This is a genomic window from Roseiarcus fermentans (genome assembly GCF_003315135.1).
GTDB lineage: Bacteria > Pseudomonadota > Alphaproteobacteria > Rhizobiales > Beijerinckiaceae > Roseiarcus > Roseiarcus fermentans.
Genome location: NZ_QNRK01000013.1, coordinates 48,055 through 66,605, shown reverse-complemented (window position 1 = coordinate 66,605; position 18,551 = coordinate 48,055). Strand labels below are relative to the sequence as shown.

Annotated in this window: 16 protein-coding genes; 7 read left to right on the top strand and 9 right to left on the bottom strand. The window is 69.0% G+C overall.

The window, feature by feature from the left end; translation table 11 throughout:
* Window positions 1-14: 14 nt before the first annotated feature.
* Window positions 15-1,877 carry an amidohydrolase gene (locus DFR50_RS13085; protein WP_113889714.1) on the bottom strand — a complete coding sequence of 621 codons (1,863 nt, stop codon included), beginning with the start codon at window positions 1,875-1,877 and terminating at the stop codon, window positions 15-17.
* 689 nt (window positions 1,878-2,566) lie between these two features.
* Here DFR50_RS13085 and DFR50_RS13080 point away from each other — a divergent pair.
* Window positions 2,567-3,589 (top strand): helix-turn-helix domain-containing protein, encoded by a 1,023-nt coding sequence (locus DFR50_RS13080; RefSeq protein WP_170153199.1) that lies wholly within the window; start codon window positions 2,567-2,569, stop codon window positions 3,587-3,589.
* Window positions 3,590-3,680: 91 nt separating this feature from the next.
* Here DFR50_RS13080 and DFR50_RS13075 read toward each other — a convergent pair whose 3' ends face one another.
* The 5 genes from DFR50_RS13075 to DFR50_RS13055 form a co-directional block, all read right to left on the bottom strand.
* Entirely contained in the window at window positions 3,681-4,079 is a 399-nt protein-coding gene (locus DFR50_RS13075; RefSeq protein WP_113889712.1) for a F0F1 ATP synthase subunit epsilon, read from the bottom strand.
* A 27-nt stretch (window positions 4,080-4,106) separates the two neighbouring features.
* Entirely contained in the window at window positions 4,107-5,549 is a 1,443-nt protein-coding gene (gene atpD / locus DFR50_RS13070; RefSeq protein WP_113889797.1) for a F0F1 ATP synthase subunit beta, read from the bottom strand.
* A gap of 55 nt (window positions 5,550-5,604) precedes the next feature.
* On the bottom strand, window positions 5,605-6,477 hold the full coding sequence (locus DFR50_RS13065; RefSeq protein WP_113889711.1) for a F0F1 ATP synthase subunit gamma: 873 nt from the start codon (window positions 6,475-6,477) through the stop codon (window positions 5,605-5,607).
* Between the two features lie 62 nt (window positions 6,478-6,539).
* Complete coding sequence (gene atpA, locus DFR50_RS13060) at window positions 6,540-8,072, bottom strand: F0F1 ATP synthase subunit alpha (protein ID WP_113889710.1); 1,533 nt, start codon at window positions 8,070-8,072, stop codon at window positions 6,540-6,542.
* Window positions 8,072-8,635 (bottom strand): F0F1 ATP synthase subunit delta, encoded by a 564-nt coding sequence (locus tag DFR50_RS13055; protein WP_245427716.1) that lies wholly within the window; start codon window positions 8,633-8,635, stop codon window positions 8,072-8,074. The genes atpA and DFR50_RS13055 overlap by 1 nt, the downstream gene beginning before the upstream one ends.
* A gap of 309 nt (window positions 8,636-8,944) precedes the next feature.
* On the opposite strand from DFR50_RS13055, the gene DFR50_RS13050 reads away from it, so the two are divergent.
* The 3 genes from DFR50_RS13050 (at window position 8,945) to lepA (ending at window position 12,089) form a co-directional block, all read left to right on the top strand.
* Entirely contained in the window at window positions 8,945-9,331 is a 387-nt protein-coding gene (locus DFR50_RS13050) for an ArsR/SmtB family transcription factor (RefSeq protein ID WP_245427713.1), read from the top strand.
* An 81-nt stretch (window positions 9,332-9,412) separates the two neighbouring features.
* Window positions 9,413-10,225 carry a phytanoyl-CoA dioxygenase family protein gene (locus DFR50_RS13045; protein ID WP_113889708.1) on the top strand — a complete coding sequence of 271 codons (813 nt, stop codon included), beginning with the start codon at window positions 9,413-9,415 and terminating at the stop codon, window positions 10,223-10,225.
* A gap of 58 nt (window positions 10,226-10,283) precedes the next feature.
* Complete coding sequence (lepA, locus tag DFR50_RS13040) at window positions 10,284-12,089, top strand: translation elongation factor 4 (protein ID WP_113889707.1); 1,806 nt, start codon at window positions 10,284-10,286, stop codon at window positions 12,087-12,089.
* Between the two features lie 27 nt (window positions 12,090-12,116).
* Here lepA and DFR50_RS13035 read toward each other — a convergent pair whose 3' ends face one another.
* A complete protein-coding gene (locus DFR50_RS13035; RefSeq protein WP_113889706.1) occupies window positions 12,117-13,214 on the bottom strand; it encodes a hypothetical protein in 1,098 nt (365 codons plus the stop codon).
* Between the two features lie 379 nt (window positions 13,215-13,593).
* Between DFR50_RS13035 and DFR50_RS13030 the strand changes: the two genes are divergently transcribed.
* Window positions 13,594-13,812 (top strand): hypothetical protein, encoded by a 219-nt coding sequence (locus tag DFR50_RS13030; RefSeq protein WP_113889705.1) that lies wholly within the window; start codon window positions 13,594-13,596, stop codon window positions 13,810-13,812.
* Window positions 13,813-14,639: 827 nt separating this feature from the next.
* Here the strand turns inward: DFR50_RS13030 and DFR50_RS32095 are convergent.
* Window positions 14,640-14,789 carry a hypothetical protein gene (locus tag DFR50_RS32095; RefSeq protein WP_170153198.1) on the bottom strand — a complete coding sequence of 50 codons (150 nt, stop codon included), beginning with the start codon at window positions 14,787-14,789 and terminating at the stop codon, window positions 14,640-14,642.
* 558 nt (window positions 14,790-15,347) lie between these two features.
* On the opposite strand from DFR50_RS32095, the gene DFR50_RS13020 reads away from it, so the two are divergent.
* Window positions 15,348-15,638 (top strand): GIY-YIG nuclease family protein, encoded by a 291-nt coding sequence (locus tag DFR50_RS13020; protein ID WP_113889703.1) that lies wholly within the window; start codon window positions 15,348-15,350, stop codon window positions 15,636-15,638.
* Window positions 15,639-15,972: 334 nt separating this feature from the next.
* Here DFR50_RS13020 and gltX read toward each other — a convergent pair whose 3' ends face one another.
* Window positions 15,973-17,391, bottom strand: coding sequence for a glutamate--tRNA ligase (gene gltX, locus DFR50_RS13015; RefSeq protein ID WP_113889702.1), 1,419 nt, complete (start codon window positions 17,389-17,391; stop codon window positions 15,973-15,975).
* 225 nt (window positions 17,392-17,616) lie between these two features.
* On the opposite strand from gltX, the gene DFR50_RS13010 reads away from it, so the two are divergent.
* Window positions 17,617-18,294: a hypothetical protein gene (locus DFR50_RS13010; RefSeq protein WP_113889701.1), complete on the top strand. Its 678-nt coding sequence runs from the start codon at window positions 17,617-17,619 to the stop codon at window positions 18,292-18,294.
* Window positions 18,295-18,551: the final 257 nt, after the last annotated feature.

Genomic DNA, 18,551 nt, shown 5'->3' with positions numbered 1-18,551 from the left:
TGAGCGGGCGGTGATCAGGGCGCCCGGGGCGGCTGCTGGCGGCGCGCCACGGGATAGACCGCGCCCTCGAACACCGTGCCCCAGACGGGCACGTCCGCGAGCTTCGTGGAATCGACCGCGTAGGGGTCGTCCTCCAGCACGGTGAAATTGGCGATCTTGCCCGGCGCGATCGAGCCGATCCTGTCTTCCTGCCGCCAGGAATAGGCGGCCTCGATCGTCACAGCGCGGAGCGCGTCGTCGACGCTGATGCGCTGCTCGGGACCTGCGACCCGACCCGCGGGCGTGAGCCGGTTGACGCCGAACGACGCCAGCGCGAGCGGCGCGGCCGGCCCCATCGGCAGGTCGGAGTGGTAGGAGAGCGGGATGTCATGCTTGAGTACGGAAGCCGCGCGCACCATCACATCGGCGCGCTCCGGCCCGAGGCCCACCGCGCCGTATTTGTCGGCGAAGCCGACCGGGTAATAGGGATTGGCGCTGACGATCGCGCCCAGCCTCGCGATGCGGCCGACCTGCTGCTCGGTCGAATTGGCGAAATGGACAATCACCGTGCGGTGGTCGGCGCGCGGGGTCTCAGCCATCAGCGTCTCGATGATGTCGAGGAGCGCCTCGAGGCCGAGATCGCCGTTGACGTGGATGTGGATCTGGTAGCCGGCGTTCCAGAACAGGCGCATCCGCTTTTCGAGTTCGTCGGGCGGAATGATCCACTCGCCCTTGTGGCGGTCGAGATAGCCGTCCTTCATCTGCATGAGCTGCGAAATGATCGCCCCGTCGGCGAAGAGCTTGATCTGGCCCGGGAAGAACATCAGCTTCTTGCCCGGGGCGGCGGGCGCCACCGCGATTTGCTGTTCGACCGCCTGGAGTCCCTTGTCGAGGCCGACGCGGTCGAGGATGCCGCGCCCGTCGGCGAGGAAGGTCGCATACATCGGCGTGTCGGGCGCCCCGAGAATCTGCTCGTAGAGCGTCCACATGTCGGGGGTGTAGAGCGCGCCCGGCTCGTTGTAGGCGGTGACGCCGTTGGCGTGCAGATACGCGACCATCTGCTTCAGACCGAAGCTGAGGCGATCGGGCGTCGCCAGCGCTTTGATCATCGGTCCGATGATGAAGTTGAGGCCGCCCTCCCAGAAATGGCCGTTGGCGAAATCGACCTGATCGCTCCACGCGCCCTTGCCCCGGGTCGCCTCCTCGGTGACCCCGAGCGCGGCGATGGCGGCGTCGTTCAGATAGAACTCGTGGCAAGAACGCTGCCAGACGGCGATCGGGCGCGTCGTGCTGAGCGTGTCGAGGTCGGCGCGCGCGAGCGGCCCATGCCAGAGGCCGTGATAGCCCCAGGTGAAGAACCAGTCGGTCGAATCCTTCGAGGGGTCGACAGCGGCCTCGAGCCGCGCGCGGTAGTCCGCGGGCGTCATCGCCGCCTTGTAGGTCCTGTCCGGAAGGACCCAGTCTTCGGGGGCGATCACCTCGACCGCGAGCGTCAGCGCGCCGAGAATCGGATGAAGATGCTGGTCGATGAGGCCCGGCAGGACGACTTTGCCGGCGAAGGTCCGATCGATCCGGTAGGGGCGCCCGCCGAGCGCCGCCGTGACCTCGTCGAGCGAGCCCGCCGCGGTGATCCTGTCGCCCTCGACCGCGACGGCGGTCGCGGTCGGATTGTCGCGCTCCATGGTGACGATCTTCCTGGCGACGAAGATCGTGACCGGCGTCATCGCGAGGCCGGAGGCGAGCGTTTCGTCGAGCGAGCCGTCGGCGAGCGCCGGCCCCACCGCCTCGGCGACGAACGCGGCCGCTGTCGCCGCCGCCGCGGCCAGCAACTGACGCCGCGACGTGACGCTCAGCGCGCGGATGGCGTTCGCGAATTCCGGATTGCAACCAATGCACATGGCTCGGTTCTCCTGCGGGCGTCGCTCCCGCCCCGTCATGGCGAGGAGCAGAGCGACGAAGCCATCAACGTCGCCTTCTACGCCCCGCGGTAAGAAATCGCTCAGTCTTCTGCTCGCAACCAAGGGCGGCGGGACGATCAGAGGGCGCAACAACAGCGCAAGCGGCCTGGGTCGCTTCGCTTCGTTCGCAATGACGGCACTCTTCGCGCCTGACTTGACCGTCTACCCGCTAGCTGGGAACAGGTCGAGTTTCTGAATGGACTTCAATCTTCAATCACGCGACCGCGAAAGCGCTATCCACCAACGACAGTCCTTTTCGGCGGGCGCCGTGTCTGGTTCACCATTTCTGCCGCCGGCAGGCGCGCGCGAGGAAAGAGGAAGAACTGTCCCGCGGGCGCCTGGACAGCCCGTGACCTCCTTTGTCCGCGCCCGCCGAGTTCATACTACAGGATCGGGGGCCGCTGTCATCGTCGCGTCTCATCCGGCTCCCGGCCGGACCGGCCATCGGTCCGAAAATGCCATATGCATCAGTATTTTGGGCTCTCCCATCAACATTTTCTTCCTGAATTTCCGGATGCATGTATAATTGTATTCTGGTCGTCAAAGAAAGGAATCCGATGATGCAAGCCCCTTCCGGCCGCACGCAGAAGCGGCTGTCCGCCAAGGCGCGGCGCGAGGCGGGCGCGGCCGTGCGCCAGGTCGTGTTCGATGCGTTGGCGGCCGGCTGGTCGATCGAGCAGATCGCGGAGCTCCGAAAAGTCAGTCCGCGCACCGTACGTCGCGAGGTCGACCGCACGCTCGCCGAGCGGCGGCTGGACGCCCCCGATCGCTACGCCCACTTGCAGGTCGCCCGGCTCACCAAGGCGTTGCGCGTCGCCGACGACGCGCTCGACCGGGGAGAGCTGAAAGCGGTCGGCCCGATGCTGAAGGTAGTCAGGGCGCTCGATCGTTACCACCCGCCCGAGGCGCCCGCGCGCGTCCTCATGGCCCCGCCCGCGCCCGTCGCGCCGGCTCTGCCCGCGCCGCCCCTGCAATTGACCAGCGCTGCGCCGGCGCTCGCTCCGGAGCCGGCGGCTGAACGCGAATTTGTGACAGGTTTGGGCGGCCAAGCCGTTGATCTTTCGGCGGCCCTGCCAGACCCGCAGGCGAGCGACCACGCCGACAATGGGAGATGGGGCGCCGGACCGCAACCGCACGCCGCCGCGCCGGGCGCGCCCGAAACGGATTTTGTGACAGCTTTGGGCGCGCAAGCCATTGATGGGTCGCCTGGGCTGCCAGAACCGCAGGCGAGCGACCACGCCGGCGATGGGACGGCGGACGCCGGGACGCAATCGCACGCCGCGGCGCCGGGCGCGTCCGAGACGGATTTCGTGACGGGTTTGCGCGCCCAAGCCGTTGATCTATCGGCTCGCCTGCCAGAAACGCAGGCGAGCGGGCAGGGCGCTCGCGACCACGCCGACGACGGGAGCGCGGAGGGGGCCACGCAATCGGAAGGCGACGCGCACGGAGCGGCCGGGACGGATCTCGTGACAGGTTTCGGCACCCAATCCGTTGATTCGCCGAGCGCCCTGCAGGAATTGCGCGCGACCGAGACGCGTGGTCGCGACCGCGCCGACGACGAAACCGCCTACGGCGGGTCAAGGCCTATCTCGGCCGTGCCCGGGGGCGAGACGTCCCGCCTCTGGATCCCGTTGATCGGGTCGGCCTCGTGAAGGGACTCGCAAAGGCCGTCCGCCGAGAAGCGCTTCCGCCGCTTCCCGACCGCCTCGACAACGAAAGCGGGGCGCCCGGCCCCGCTTCCCATCACAGCTTCATCGAATCCCGCAATTCGCGCATGCGGTCGAGCTTTTCCTGGGCCGCCTGTTTCTGGTCCTCGGCGGCGTCGGCCACGTCCTCTTCCGCGTTCTTGATCTCCTGCTCGAGATGCGCGGCGTTCAATTCCTCGAACGGGATCGCGGTCTCGGCGAGGATGGTCAGGCCGAGCGGATGCACGTCGGCGAAGCCGCCGCGCACGAAGACACGAAAATGCTTGCCGTTGGCGTCGTCGATGCCGACGACGCCGGGGCGGATCGCCGACATGGTCGGGGCGTGGTCGCTGAGGACCTGGAAGTCGCCCTCGTGTCCCGGCACGAGCACCGCCTGCGCCGCCCCGCTGAACAGGACCTTGTCCGGCGAGACGAGTTCAAAAGGAAACAGGGCCATTGGCTGTGCCTCGGCTTAACGTTTGCGTCAGGCGGCTTCCGCCGCGAGCTTCCTGGCCTTCTCGACGGCCTGCTCGATCGTGCCGACCATGTAGAAGGCGGCCTCGGGCAGGTTGTCGTACTTGCCTTCGATGATGCCCTTGAAGCCCTTGACCGTATCCTCGATCTTGACCTGGACGCCGGGCGAGCCGGTGAACACCGCGGCGACGTCGAACGGCTGCGACAGGAAGCGCTCGATCTTGCGGGCGCGGGCGACGATCAGCTTGTCCTCTTCGGAAAGCTCGTCCATGCCGAGGATCGCGATGATGTCCTGCAGCGCCTTGTAGCGCTGGAGCACCTGCTGCACCTGGCGGGCGACGGCGTAGTGCTCCTCGCCGACGATGGCGGCCGTGAGCATGCGCGAGGTCGAGTCGAGCGGGTCGACCGCCGGGTAGATGCCCTTTTCCGCGATCGAGCGCGACAGCACCGTGGTGGCGTCGAGATGGGCGAACGAGGTGGCGGGCGCCGGGTCGGTCAGGTCGTCCGCCGGCACGTAGATCGCCTGCACCGAGGTGATCGAGCCCTTGGTGGTCGTGGTGATGCGCTCCTGCAGCAAGCCCATGTCGGTGGCGAGCGTCGGCTGGTAACCGACCGCCGAGGGGATGCGGCCGAGCAGCGCCGACACTTCCGAGCCGGCCTGGGTGAAGCGGAAAATGTTGTCGACGAAGAACAGCACGTCCTGGCCCTGGTCGCGGAAGTGCTCGGCGACGGTGAGGCCCGAGAGCGCCACCCGCATGCGTGCGCCCGGCGGCTCGTTCATCTGGCCGAACACCAGCGCGCACTTCGACTTGACCGTCGAATTGGGATCCTTTGGATCGGCGTTGACGTTGGACTCGATGAACTCGTGATAGAGGTCGTTGCCTTCGCGGGTGCGCTCGCCGACGCCTGCGAACACCGAATTGCCGCCGTGGGTCTTGGCGACGTTGTTGATCAGCTCCTGAATGAGCACGGTCTTGCCGACCCCCGCGCCTCCGAACAAACCGATCTTGCCGCCCTTGGCGTAAGGGGCGAGCAGGTCGACGACCTTGATGCCGGTGACGAGGATCTGCGCTTCGGTCGACTGCTCGACATAGGACGGGGTCGGCTGATGGATGGCGCGACGCGCCTCCATCGGGATCGGACCTGCTTCGTCAACCGGCTCGCCGATGACGTTCATGATGCGCCCGAGCGTGCCGGCGCCGACCGGAACCGAGATCGCGTCGCCGGTGTCGGTGACTTCCTGGCCGCGGACGAGGCCTTCGGAAATGTCCATCGCGATGCAGCGGACCTGATTCTCGCCGAGATGCTGGGCGACCTCGAGCACCAGCCGGTTGCCGTTGTTGTCGGTGGTGAGCGCGTTCAGGATCGGCGGCAGGTAGCTGTCGAACTGCACGTCGACGACGGCGCCGATCACCTGGGTGATCCGGCCGGTGGCGTTTGCGATGTTGGCCATAATGACGTCCTCGTTCTTCAATCGGGTCGGGTCGCGGCGAGGCGACAGGGTTTCGTCAGAGCGCCTCGGCGCCCGAAATGATCTCGATCAGCTCCTTGGTGATCATCGCCTGGCGGGTGCGGTTGTAGCGGAGCGTGTACTTCTTCACCATTTCGCCGGCGTTGCGCGTGGCGTTGTCCATCGCGCTCATCTGCGAGCCGAAGAACGAGGCGGCGTTCTCGAGCAGCGCCCGGTAGACGCGCACCGTCAACGCCTGCGGCAGCAGCTGCGCCAGAATCTCGTTCTCGTCCGGCTCGTAGTCGTAGCTCGTCGCCTTCTCGTTCTCCTTGGTCTCGGCGAGCTCGGGCGGAATGAGCTGCTGCGCGGTCGGGATCTGCGCGATCACCGAGCGGAAGCGCGAGAAAAAGAGGGTGCAGACGTCGAACTCGCCGGCGTCGAACAGGGCGATGACCTTGTCGGCGATCGGCCGGGCGGTGTCGTAGGTGATCGTGCGCACGGCGCGCAGGTCGACCAGTTCGAGGATCTGCCGCTCGTGGGTGCGACGGAGCTGGTCGTAGCCCTTCTTGCCGACGCAGATGATCTTGACCGTCTTGCCTTCGGCGGCGAGCGCCGTCGCCCGGTCGCGGGCGAGACGGACGATCGCGGTGTTGAAGGCGCCGCAGAGCCCGCGCTCGCCGGTGCAGACGATCAGCAAATGGGTCTGGTTCGCTCCCGATCCGGTCAGCAGGCGGGGGCCCTCGCCGGGCTTGGCGGAGCCGGCGAGGTTGGTCAGCACGGCCTCGACCCGCTGGGCGTAGGGACGGGCGGCCTCGACCGCGGCCTGGGCGCGACGCAGCTTCGACACCGCGACCATCTGCATGGCCTTGGTGATCTTCTGGGTCGAGCGGACCGAGGCGATCCGGTTTCTGAGTTCCTTGAGGGACGGCATCGATCGGCGTCTCCGCGCCCCGCGCTTCTTGGCCGCGCAAGGTCCGGTTGAAGGTCAGGAGGTCAGGCGAAGCTGGCGGCGAAAGCCTCGACCGCCGACTTGAGCTTGGCCTCGGTGTCGGCCGAGAGATCGTTGGTGGAGCGGACCGTGTCCAGCACCGCCGGGTGCTTCGAGCGCAGGAACGCCAGCAGGCCGTCCTCGAACGGGCGAACCTGGGCGAGCGTCAGCTTGTCGAGGTATCCGTTGACGCCGGCGTAGATCACCGCGACCTGCTCCTCCATCCGGAGCGGCGAGAACTGCGGCTGCTTGAGAAGCTCGGTCAGGCGCGAGCCGCGGTTGAGCAGGCGCTGCGTGACCGCGTCGAGGTCGGAGCCGAACTGGGCGAAAGCCGCCATCTCGCGGTACTGCGCGAGTTCGCCCTTGATCTTGCCGGCGACCTTCTTGGTCGCCTTGGTCTGCGCCGACGAGCCCACGCGCGACACCGACAGGCCGACGTTCACCGCTGGGCGGACGCCCTGGTAGAACAGGTCCGACTCGAGGAAGATCTGGCCGTCGGTGATCGAGATCACGTTGGTCGGGATGTAGGCCGAGACGTCGTTGGCTTGCGTCTCGATAATCGGCAGCGCGGTCAGCGAGCCCGAGCCGAAGTCCTTGTTGAGCTTGGCGGCGCGCTCGAGCAGGCGGGAGTGGAGATAGAACACGTCGCCGGGGTAGGCCTCGCGGCCCGGCGGGCGGCGCAGCAGCAGCGACATCTGGCGATAGGCGACGGCCTGCTTGGAGAGATCGTCGTAGATGATGACAGCGTGCATGCCGTTGTCACGGAAGTACTCGCCCATCGCGCAGCCGGAGAACGGCGCGAGGAACTGCATCGGCGCCGGGTCCGAGGCGGTGGCGGCGACGATGATCGAATATTCGAGCGCGCCGTTCTCTTCCAGCACCTTGACGAACTGGGCGACGGTCGAGCGCTTCTGGCCGATCGCGACGTAGACGCAGTAGAGCTTCTGGCTCTCCGGCGCGCCGGCGACGTTGAGCGACTTCTGGTTGAGGATGGTGTCGAGGGCGATGGCGGTCTTGCCGGTCTGGCGGTCGCCGATGATCAGCTCGCGCTGGCCGCGGCCGATCGGGATCATCGAATCGATCGCCTTGAGGCCGGTCGCCATCGGCTCGTTGACCGACTTGCGCGGAATGATGCCGGGCGCCTTGACGTCGACGCGGGCGCGGCTGGCGGAGTTGATCGGGCCCTTGCCGTCGATCGGGTTGCCGAGCGCGTCGACGACGCGGCCGAGCAGCCCCTTGCCGACCGGCACGTCGACGATCGCGCCGGTGCGCTTGACCGTCTGGCCTTCCTTGATCTCGCGGTCGCCGCCGAAGATCACGATGCCGACGTTGTCGCTCTCGAGGTTCAGCGCCATGCCGCGCGTGCCGTTCTCGAACTCGACCATCTCGCCGGCCTGGACCTTGTCGAGACCGTAGGCGCGGGCGATGCCGTCGCCGACGCTGAGCACCTGCCCCACTTCGGTGACTTCCGCCTCGGCGCCGAAGTTGGCGATCTGGCTCTTGAGAATCGAAGAAATTTCTGCGGCGCGGATGTCCATCAGCCGACCTCTTTCATGGCTAGGCGAATTGCGTTGAGCTTGGTGCGGAGCGAGCCGTCGACCATCCGGGAGCCGAGCTTGACGATCAGGCCGCCGATGATCGAGGGGTCGACCTTGACGTCGAGCTGGACATCGCGGCCGCCCGAGGCGGCCTTGAGCTGGTCTTTGAGCGAGGCGAGATGGGCGTCGGCGAGCGCGGAGGCGCTGGTCACCTGGGCGCGGGTCACGCCGCGGCTGGCGTCGTAGAGCTTGCGATAGTCGGCGATCATCTGACGCAGGAAGAACAGGCGCCGCTTTTTCGCCACCAGCCGGACGAAATTGGCGGCGATGCCGGCAATTCCTTCCATGGAGAGGATCGCATCGAGGGCCTTGACCTGGTCGGCGGCGGAGAACACCGGGCTGCGGACGAGCCGCTCGAGGTCGGGGCTGCCGGCGACCATAGCGTCGACCCTGTCGAGCGACTGGGCGACGGCGTCGGTCTGGCGCTCGTCGTGCGCGAGCGAGAAGAGCGCGGACGCGTAGCGTCCCGATACGCCCGAAACGAGTGTCTTGTCTTCGGCCAAGGTCCGGTCATCCCTTCGGGACGGGCCGCGCGCTCGACGCCAGCCGCCGGCCCAGCGTTCCCCACGCGATCCTTTGAGGTTCCTGCCCACGCGCTCCGGAGGTCGCCCTCGTCCTGCGAGACGGCGGTCAGGTAGCATAGGCCCCTGAGGCGCGCAACGTCCACGAGGGGGAAAGCGCGAGCGTCGGACGAAAGGATGAGAAGCCCGGCCAAATGGCAGAAACCGAAGCAATCTAAGGGGGATAGCGAGAAGTCTCGATGTCGTGCGGCGCCATTGGCGGCGGCTCTGGCCGGACGTCGCCGATGGATCATGTCGGAAAAGTCCGACATGATCCAGGACCGCAAGCAGAGGGTTCGCCGCGTGGCCGAACGGGGAGAGACGAGTGAGTCGGCCGGCGCGCCGGACGTGTTCGGCGCGCTCGCCAGTCCGGTGCGGCGGCGGTTGCTGATGGCTTTGCGCGCCGGGCCGCGGACCGTTTCGGACCTGTGCGAAGGTCTGCCGGTCGCCCGCCCCGCGGTGTCGGAGCATCTGGCGCTGCTGCGCGACGTCGGTCTGGTGCGTGTCCAGAAGCGCGGCCGCGAGCGGGTCTACCATCTCGATCCGCGTCCGCTGACCGAGGTCGGCGCGTGGCTGAACGTCATGCTGGCTTTCTGGAACATGCGGCTCGGCGACCTGGACCGGATCGGGGAGGAGTGAGGAACAGGTCCTTCGCCTCGCGCCTGGAACGCCGCCTTCCATGCTAGCGTTGGTCCCAGGCCGGTCGTTTCGGGGATTCGCATGGGCGCAGACGTTCGCAAGGATTACGAGACCCTGGTCAGGGACGGCGTCGTCGGCCTGAAGGGCGCCTTCTCCCGCGACTTCGCGGAAGCGATGCGCGAGGACATGATGTCCGCGTTCTGGGACGCCATCCAGCGCCCGGGCGGGGCGGTCGGCCGCGGCCCGCGCCGCTGGTACGTCGAGATCGTACCGGAGATGTTCGGCGGCTTCGCCGAGCTTTGCGCCCATCCCTGGGTGACGGCGATGTGCGAGGCGACGCTGGGGCCGGACTACAGAATCGTGGAGATCGGCTTCGACACGCCCTTCCAGGGCGCGATGAACCAGCCCTGGCACCGCGACTTTCCCGCGCCGCCGGAGACCTGGCGGGACCGGCGGATCACCTCGCTCGCCTTCAACCTGACCGGCGTCGACGTGACCCCGGACATGGGGCCGTTCGAGGTCGCGCCCGGCACGCAGTGGGACGACGGGCGGGCGTGGCCGCACGAGATGTTTCCGCCGGAGGAGACCTGGCCGCGCTACGCCGACCGGGCGCAGAAGAAATACCCCGCGATGGGCGACATCTCCTGCCGTTCGGCGCTGACGATCCACCGCGGCACGGCGCACCCGTCGCCGATCGCCCGGCCGGTGATGGTGCTCGGGGTCGACGCGCCGGGCGCGGGGCACGACGCGCTGCACGATCTCATGGTGACGAAACCCTATCGGGACGCGCTGCCGCCGATCGTGCGCGACCACCTCGTCTGCCGGGTGGTCGACAGGCTCACGCCGGTGACGCAGAAACATGGTATCGAGGGCCTGGTTTCGGGCGCGCCCTGAGGCGGGCGGGCCCGAATCGGTTTCCCTTCCCGGGCCCGCCCTGCTATCCCGCTCCCCCATGACCGCCCACCGAATTGAAAACATCCGCAACTTCTCGATCGTGGCCCATATCGACCACGGCAAGTCGACGCTCGCCGACCGGCTGATCCAGCAGACCGGAACCGTGGCGGCGCGCGACATGGTCGAGCAGGTGCTCGATTCCATGGACATCGAGCGCGAGCGCGGCATCACCATCAAGGCCAACACCGTCCGCCTGGAATACAAGGCCAAGGACGGCAAGACCTACATTCTCAACCTGATGGACACGCCCGGCCACGTCGACTTCGCCTATGAGGTGTCGCGGTCGCTGGCGGCCTGCGAGGGCTCGCTGCTGGTGGTCGACGCGAGCCAGGGGGTCGAAGCGCAGACGCTCGCCAACGTCTATCACGCGCTCGACGCGGGCCACGAGATCGTGCCGGTCCTCAACAAGATCGACCTGCCCGCCGCCGAGCCCGAGCGGATCAAGGAGCAGATCGAGGAGGTGATCGGCCTCGACGCTTCGAACGCGGTGGCGATCTCGGCCAAGACCGGCCTCAACATCGAGGCGGTGCTGGAGGCGATCGTCGCCCGCCTGCCGCCGCCGACCGGCGACGAGACGGCGCCGCTGAAGGCCCTCCTGGTCGACTCGTGGTACGACGCCTATCTCGGCGTGGTGGTGCTGGTGCGCGTCCTCGACGGCTTCATCAAGAAGGGTCAGCGCATCCGCATGATGGCGGCGGACGCGGCCTACGAGGTCGACCGGATCGGCGTGTTCACGCCCAAGATGACCGACGCCGAGCAGCTCGGCCCGGGCGAGGTCGGCTTCATCACCGCCCAGATCAAGCAGGTCGCCGACACGCGCGTCGGCGACACCATCACCGACGACAAGCGCCCTACGGCCGAGGCGCTGCCCGGCTTCAAGCCGGCGCAGCCGGTGGTGTTCTGCGGCCTGTTCCCGGTCGACGCCGCCGATTTCGAGGACCTGCGCGCCGCGATGGGCAAGCTGCGCCTCAACGACGCGAGCTTTTCCTACGAGATGGAGACCTCGGCCGCGCTCGGCTTCGGCTTCCGCTGCGGCTTCCTCGGGCTCCTGCACCTCGAGATCATTCAGGAGCGGCTCGAACGCGAGTTCAACCTCGACCTCATCGCCACCGCCCCCTCGGTCATCTACAAGATCGTGCTCAACGACAAGACCACGCTCGAGATGCACAATCCGGCCGACATGCCCGATCCGGTGCGGATCGCCGAAATCCAGGAGCCGTGGATCAAGGCCACCATCCTCACCCCCGACGATTACCTCGGTTCGATCCTGAAGCTGTGCCAGGACCGGCGCGGAACCCAGGTCGACCTCAATTACGTCGGCAAGCGGGCGATGGTGGTCTACGAACTGCCGCTGAACGAGGTGGTGTTCGACTTCTACGACCGGCTGAAGTCGATCTCCAAGGGCTACGCCTCGTTCGACTACACGCTCACCGACTACCGCCCCGGCGACCTGGTGAAGATGTCGATCCTGGTCAACGGCGAACCGGTCGACGCGCTGTCGATGCTGGTCCACCGCGACCGGGCCGAGAGCCGCGGCCGGGCGATGGTGGAGAAGCTGCGCGAGCTGATTCCGCCGCACATGTTCCAGATCCCGGTGCAGGCCGCGATCGGGGCCAAGATCATCGCCCGCGAGACCATCCGCGCCCTGCGTAAGGACGTGACCGCCAAGTGCTACGGCGGCGACGCCACCCGCAAGCGCAAGCTGCTCGACAAGCAGAAGGCCGGCAAGAAGCGCATGCGCCAGTTCGGCAAGGTCGAGATCCCGCAGGAAGCCTTCATCGCCGCGCTCAAGATGGACAGCTGAGGCGGGGCCGGGAAGACCCGGCCCCGGTCAGCAGGCCATCATGCCGTTGCGGATCATGCGGACGTTCACGCGTCTGAGACCGGCCCCGTCGGCGGCGGTCTGGCGCACGACGGCGGTGTGCGCCAGCGCCGGCGCGGGGCCCGAAGGCGCCGCGACCCCGGGCGCGAAATCAATGTCTTCAACGGCTTCCGGCGGGTTTTGCGGGCGATCGTCGCGGTTGGGGCGCTCCGCCTCCGCGCCGGCGTCGACAACCCCGGCGCCCGGCGACCCGGCGGTTTCACGGCGCTCCGCTGCGCCGACGGCCGCGGCGCTTCCGGGCGCGCAGCCCATGGTTTCAGCGACTTGCGCGGGAGATGTCGGGCGATCGTCGCGGCCTGCGAACGCCGCCTCCGCGCCGGCGTCGACAACGCCGGCCCCCGGCGACCCGGCGGTCTCGCGGCGCTCGGCCGCGCGCGACGCGACGGCCGCGGCGTATCCGGGCGCGGAGTCCATGGTTTCAGCGACTTGCGGCGGAAATGTCGGGCGATCGTCGCGCTCGGCGAGCGCCGCGCGCGGGGCCCGCGCGAGATCGTCGCGAGACGGGCCGCCTTCTCCCTGTTCAGGCGACGCGAGCACGAGGGCCGCGCCTTGTTCGAATCGGGCCGTGTCGACGCCTTCCGTCGCAAGTCTCGCGACGCAGACGAGCGCCGGACCGTAGCTCGCGATCGCTTGCGCCGGCGGTTGCAACGGCCGGGGGGCGGGTCCGGAGCGGCGGCGCTCGGCGGCGGCGAAGCCGTGATAGCGGTCGAGTTCCCGCACGATCCTGACCACCCGATCGACCGCCTTGAGGTTTGCGTCGGTCATGGCGCTGTAGGCCACCAGCAACGCCTCGTTGAGACGGCTCACCTGCACCGCGACGAATTCCTCCGGCGGCGCGGGCATGCGGCGGGCGAGGATTTCCCGGATGTTGGCGCGCATCCGCTTCTCGCTCACGTCGAAGCGCATCGCGATCTCGGCCACCGACACGCCCCGGTTCAGATACTCGACGATCACCTGGTCGCGCTCGAATTGCTTGCGGCGCGCCGTTTTCGCATCCGCGGGCGGATCGAGCCGGGTCGGTTGAGCGGTTTCGAGGGAAGCGGACATGGCGGGTTCTCCTGTGATGAGAACAAAGATAGAACATACAGGGCCCTTCGGCAAGACTTTGTCCGCTATCGACAGAGTTTGTCCGCGCCTTCATCGGCGACTGCGGCGCTCCGGTGCGGGCGCGGTCGCTGTCCGCGCCGCGCCCGCGCCAATACCCGCGAGCTTGATGAACACCCGTCGCGTCGTTTTGCCGTCTCCTCAGGCCGTCTCCGACAGACTATGAGGGTCGTGAGGTCGATGATGAAGGGTTCCGTGCGAGAATTCCGCGCACGACCCGCCGCTCGAGCTCAGCAAGAATCCGGTCCCGGAAGTATCGGCGGCGGAGTGTTTCCTGACATTGACGCCTGTCCTGCAACGACGGAAGGAGCAAAGACCGCCAGTGCCACGCTATATCGCCATTCATCGCGAGCCGCAGCCCGAGCAGTCGTATGTGGGCGACTATTACTGGGGGACCGGCCGATCCACGATCGACGTCATCGTGTCCGAGAGGGGCCCGCGCCGGACCGGCCTGCTCGACCAGGACGGCAACCCGCTCTACCGCCTTCCGCCGCACCGGCCGATCGGCTTCACGTCGAAGTGGTCGTCGGACGAGAGCTGAGGCGAGCCGCTGCGGAGGGCGCTCGACCGGAACTGGTCCCGCGCCGTCCTCGCGAGGAGCCCGCAGGGCGACGCGGCGATCCAGGGCCGCCGCGCCTGACGGCGGGGCAGGCGTCGGCGCCGCCTCGCTGAGGCTTCGGCCTGAGCCTCCTGGATCGCCACGGCGCTTCGCTCCTCGCGATGACGACGCCCGTCCTCGCGAGGAGCCCGAAGGGCGACGCGGCGATCCAGGGCCGCTGCGCCAAGGATTGGCGCCGGCGCCGGTGCCGCCTCGCTGAGGCTTCGGCCTGAGCCTCCTGGATCGCCACGGCGCGTTGCGCCTCGCGATGACGACGTCGCTTCGCGGCTCGCGATGACGACGCCCGTCCTCGCGAGGAGCCCGCAGGGCGACGCGGCGATCCAGAGCCGCTGCGCCGAGGATTGGCGCCGGCGTCGGCGCCGCCTCGCTGAAGCTTCGGCCTGAGCCCCTGGATCGCCAGGCCGCTTCGCGCATCGCGATGACGACGTCGCTTCGCGGCTCGCGATGACGACGCCCGTCCTCGCGAGGAGCCCGAAGGGCGACGCGGCGATCCAGGGGCCGCTGCGCCGGACGGCGGGGCAGGCGTCGGCGCCGCCTCGCTGAGGCTTCGGCCTGAGCCTCCTGGATCGCCACGCCGCTTCGCGCCTCGCGATGACGACGTCGCTTCGCGGCTCGCGGTGACGAGGCCCGTCCTCGCGAGGATCCCGCAGGGCGACGCGGCGATCCAGGGGCCGTCTGCCTCGGGTGTGGCGTTCATCGGCGGCTGGCTTTTGGCCCAGCGGCTCTGGATCGCCACGTCGCTTCGCTCCTCACGATGACGACGGCGCTTCGCGGCTCGCGATGACGACGCCCGTCCTCGCGAGGAGCCCGCAGGGCGACGCGGCGATCCAGGGGCCGTCTGCCTCGGGTGCGGCGTTCGTCGGCGGCTGGCTTTTGGCCCAGCGGCTCTGGATCGCCACGTCGCTTCGCTCCTCGCGATGACGACGGCGCTTCGCGGCTCGCGCTGAAGACGCCCGTCCTCGCGAGGAGCCCGAAGGGCGACGCGGCGACGCAGGGCCGCTGCGCCGGACGTTGGGCGAGGGCGCTGCGGCTGCGCCGGCGGCTTGCGGCCCAGCGGCTCTGGATCGCCACGTCGCTTCGCTCCTCGCGATGACGACGTCGCTTCGCTCCTCGCGATGACGAGGCCCGTCCTCGCGAGGAGCCCGAAGGGCGACGCGGCGATCCAGGGCCGCTGCGCCGGGCGTTGGGCGAGGGCGCTGCGGCCGCGCCGGCGGCTTGCGGCCCAGCGGCTCTGGATCGCCACGTCGCTTCGCGGTTCGCGATGACGACGCCCGTCCTCGCGAGGAGCCCGCAGGGCGACGCGGCGATCCAGGGCCGCTGCGCGGGGTGTTGGGCGAGGGCGCTGCGGCTGCGCCGGCGGCTTGCGGCCCAGCGGCTCTGGATCGCCACGGCGCTTCGCGCCTCGCGATGACGAACGGGGCGATGACCGACGGTCTGAGTCCGTTTATTATGACGCGATGAGAAGTCCCTGCGTCTACATCATGGCGAGCCGGCGGAACGGGACGCTATACGTGGGCGTCACGTCCAACATCGGCCGCCGCGCCTGGGAGCACCGCACCGGCGCCGTCGAAGGCTTCACCAAACGATACGGTTGCAAGCTCCTGGTCTGGTTGGAGCCGCACGAGCGCATGGACGAGGCGATTGCCCGCGAAAAGCAGATCAAGTCCGGCAGTCGCAAGGACAAGCTGGCGCTGATCGAGCGCGACAATCCGCAGTGGCATGACTTGTTCGAGCGGCTGAACATGTGACACTTGCGCCGTCCTTGCGAGGAGCCCCAAGGGCGACGCGGCGATCCAGGCCGCTGCACCGGGCGTTGGACGATGGCGCTGCGGCCGCGCCGGCGGCTTGCGGCCCAGCGGCTCTGGATCGCCACGTCGCTTCGCTCCTCGCGATGACGACGCCCGTCCTCGCGAGGAGGCCGCAGGGCGACGCGGCGATCCAGGGGCCGCTGCGCCGGACGGCGGGGCAGGCGTCGGCGTCGCCTCGCTGAAGCTTAGGCCTGAGCCCCCTGGATCGCCACGGCGCTTCGCGCCTCGCGAGGACGACGGCGCTTCGCGCCTCGCGATGGCGGAGGATGGCCTGCTACGCCCCCGCCTGATCGGCGATCCGGCCGAGGCTTTCCTCGCGCCCGAGCACCGTCAGCACATCGAAAATGCCCGGGGAGGTGGAGCGGCCGGTGAGCGCGGCGCGCAGCGGCTGGGCGACCGAACCGAGTTTCGCTCCGGTCTCTTCCGCGTAAGTCCGCACCGCCGCCTCGAGCGCCTCGTGGCTCCACTCGGCGGCCGAGAGCTTCGGCAGCAGCGCCGCCAGATGCGCCCGGCCTCCCTTCTGCAGGATGTCGCGCGCCTTGTCGTCGAGCGCCAGCGGTCGGGCGGCGAACAGAAAGGCTGCGCCGTCGAGCAGTTCGACCAGTGTCTTCGCGCGCTCCTTGAGGCCGGGGATCGCCGCGCGCAGCTGCGCCCGCTTGCGCGAGTCGAGCGTCTCCAGAACCGCGGGGCCGCCGGGCAGGTAGGGCAGCGTGGCGACCAGCGACTCGAACAGCGCGTCGTCGCTCGCGGCGCGCATGAAGTGGCCGTTCATGTTCTCGAGTTTGGCGAAGTCGAAGCGCGAGGGCGAGCGGCCGATGGCGTCGAGGTCGAAGGCGGCGGTCAGTTCCTCGCCGGTGAAGAACTCCTTGTCGCCGAAACTCCAGCCGAGGCGGGCGAGATAGTTGCGCAGCGCCGCCGGCAGGTAGCCCATGGCGCGGTACGCCTCGACCCCGAGCGCGCCGTGGCGCTTGGAGAGCTTCGCGCCGTCGGCCCCGTGGATCAGCGGGATGTGCGCCCAGATCGGCGTCTCCCAGCCGAGCGCCCGGTAGATCTGGGTCTGGCGGGCGGCGTTGGTGAGGTGGTCGTCGCCGCGGATCACGTGGGTCACGCCCATGTCGTGGTCGTCGACGACGACGGCGAGCATGTAGGTCGGATTGCCGTCGGATCTCAGCAGCACGAGGTCGTCGAGGTCCTTGTTGGCGAAGGTCACCTTGCCCTGCACCCGGTCGTCGATCACGGTCTCGCCCTCCTGGGCGGCGCGAAGCCGAATGACGGGGGCGACGCCGGGCGGCGCCTCGGACGGGTCGCGGTCGCGCCAGCGGCCGTCGTAGCGCATCGGCTTGCCCTCGCGCCGCGCCGTCTCGCGCATCTCGTCGAGCTCCGCCGGGCTCGCCCAGCAGCGATAGGCCGCGCCCGTCGCCAGCATCGCCTCGACCGCCTCGCGGTGGCGCGCCGCCCGCTCGAACTGGCTGACCGCCTCGCCGTCCCAGTCGAGCCCGAGCCATTTCAGGCCGTCGAGAATGGCGTCCACCGCCGCCTGCGTCGAGCGCTCGCGGTCGGTGTCCTCGATGCGCAGAAGAAATGTTCCGCCGAACCGCCGGGCGTAGAGCCAGTTGAACAGCGCCGTGCGCGCGCCGCCGATGTGCAGGAATCCGGTCGGGGAGGGCGCGAAGCGGGTGACGATGGGAGACATTTTTGCGGGACGCTCGAAGAGGGCGGGGAAAGGCGGCGCCTATAGCAGACGGGGGGGCCGAGGCAAAGGCGCGCGTCTGGGCCTTTGCAGGGCGCGGTCGTTCGACCGCGCCGGGCGGGCTCGGCGAGCCCGCCCTACACGGCGCCTTGCGCCCTTCGCCGCATTCCCATGCCGGCGCGGCCGATGGTAGGATTGTGCGGCGCATCACGCGCCGAGGACGCGGCCATGGACTTCGTCTTCATGCTGACCCGCGACGACGCCACCGTCGCCAATGCGCTCGAGATCGTCGAGGCGGTCCGGCCGCTGGCGTTGAAACACATTGGATTCAAGGACATCGGCGCGGCGCCGGAGACGCTGGCGCGCCTCGCGGGGGCGATCCGCGCCGCCGGGGCCTCGGTGTGGATGGAGATCGTCTCGACCTCGCCCGCCGACGAACTGCGCTCGATCGCGCTCGGCCGCGACCTCGGCGTCGACTTTCTCATGGGCGGCGTCGGCGCGGCGGAGGGAATCCGCCTGCTCGAGGGCGGGCCGACCCGCTATCTGCCGTTCGCCGGCCGTCCGGTCGGCCATCCGACCCGCCTCGGCGGCGGGGCGGACGAGGTCGAGGCGCATTGCCGTGCGTTTGCTGCGCTCGGCTGCGCCGGCGCCGACATTCTCGCCTATCGCGCCACCGAGGCCGACCCGCTCGACCTCGTCGCCGCCTGCCGGCGCGGTTTTGGCGCGCAGGGGCTCGTCGTCGCGGCGGGCTCGATCGACTGCGCCGCGCGGATCGCCGCCGTCCGCGCCGCCGGGGCCGACGCCTTCACCATCGGCACCGCGGCGATCGACCTCGCCTACGCGCCGGGCGCCGGGCCGCTCGAGGCGCAGCTCAAGGCGGTGCTCGCCGATTGCGGCGCGGATTGAGCGGCCTCGGCGCGGCGTGTCTGTTCGGGCGTCCGTCCGCCCTCGCGGCGCGCCGGGTTCTTCACCCGTCCGCGCAGGCGGCCCGTGGATCGCCGCGTCGCCCTGCGGGCGCCTCGCGATGACGAAGACAAGCGCGCTCGCCTTCAGCCTGTCCGCGGTCGCGGCCGGATCGGAACAGCAGTTTCGCCGCGGGGAAGACGCTTCGCCCCCAAATCGTCTCAATCGGGCAACATTGTTGCAGGATTGCCACGATTCGC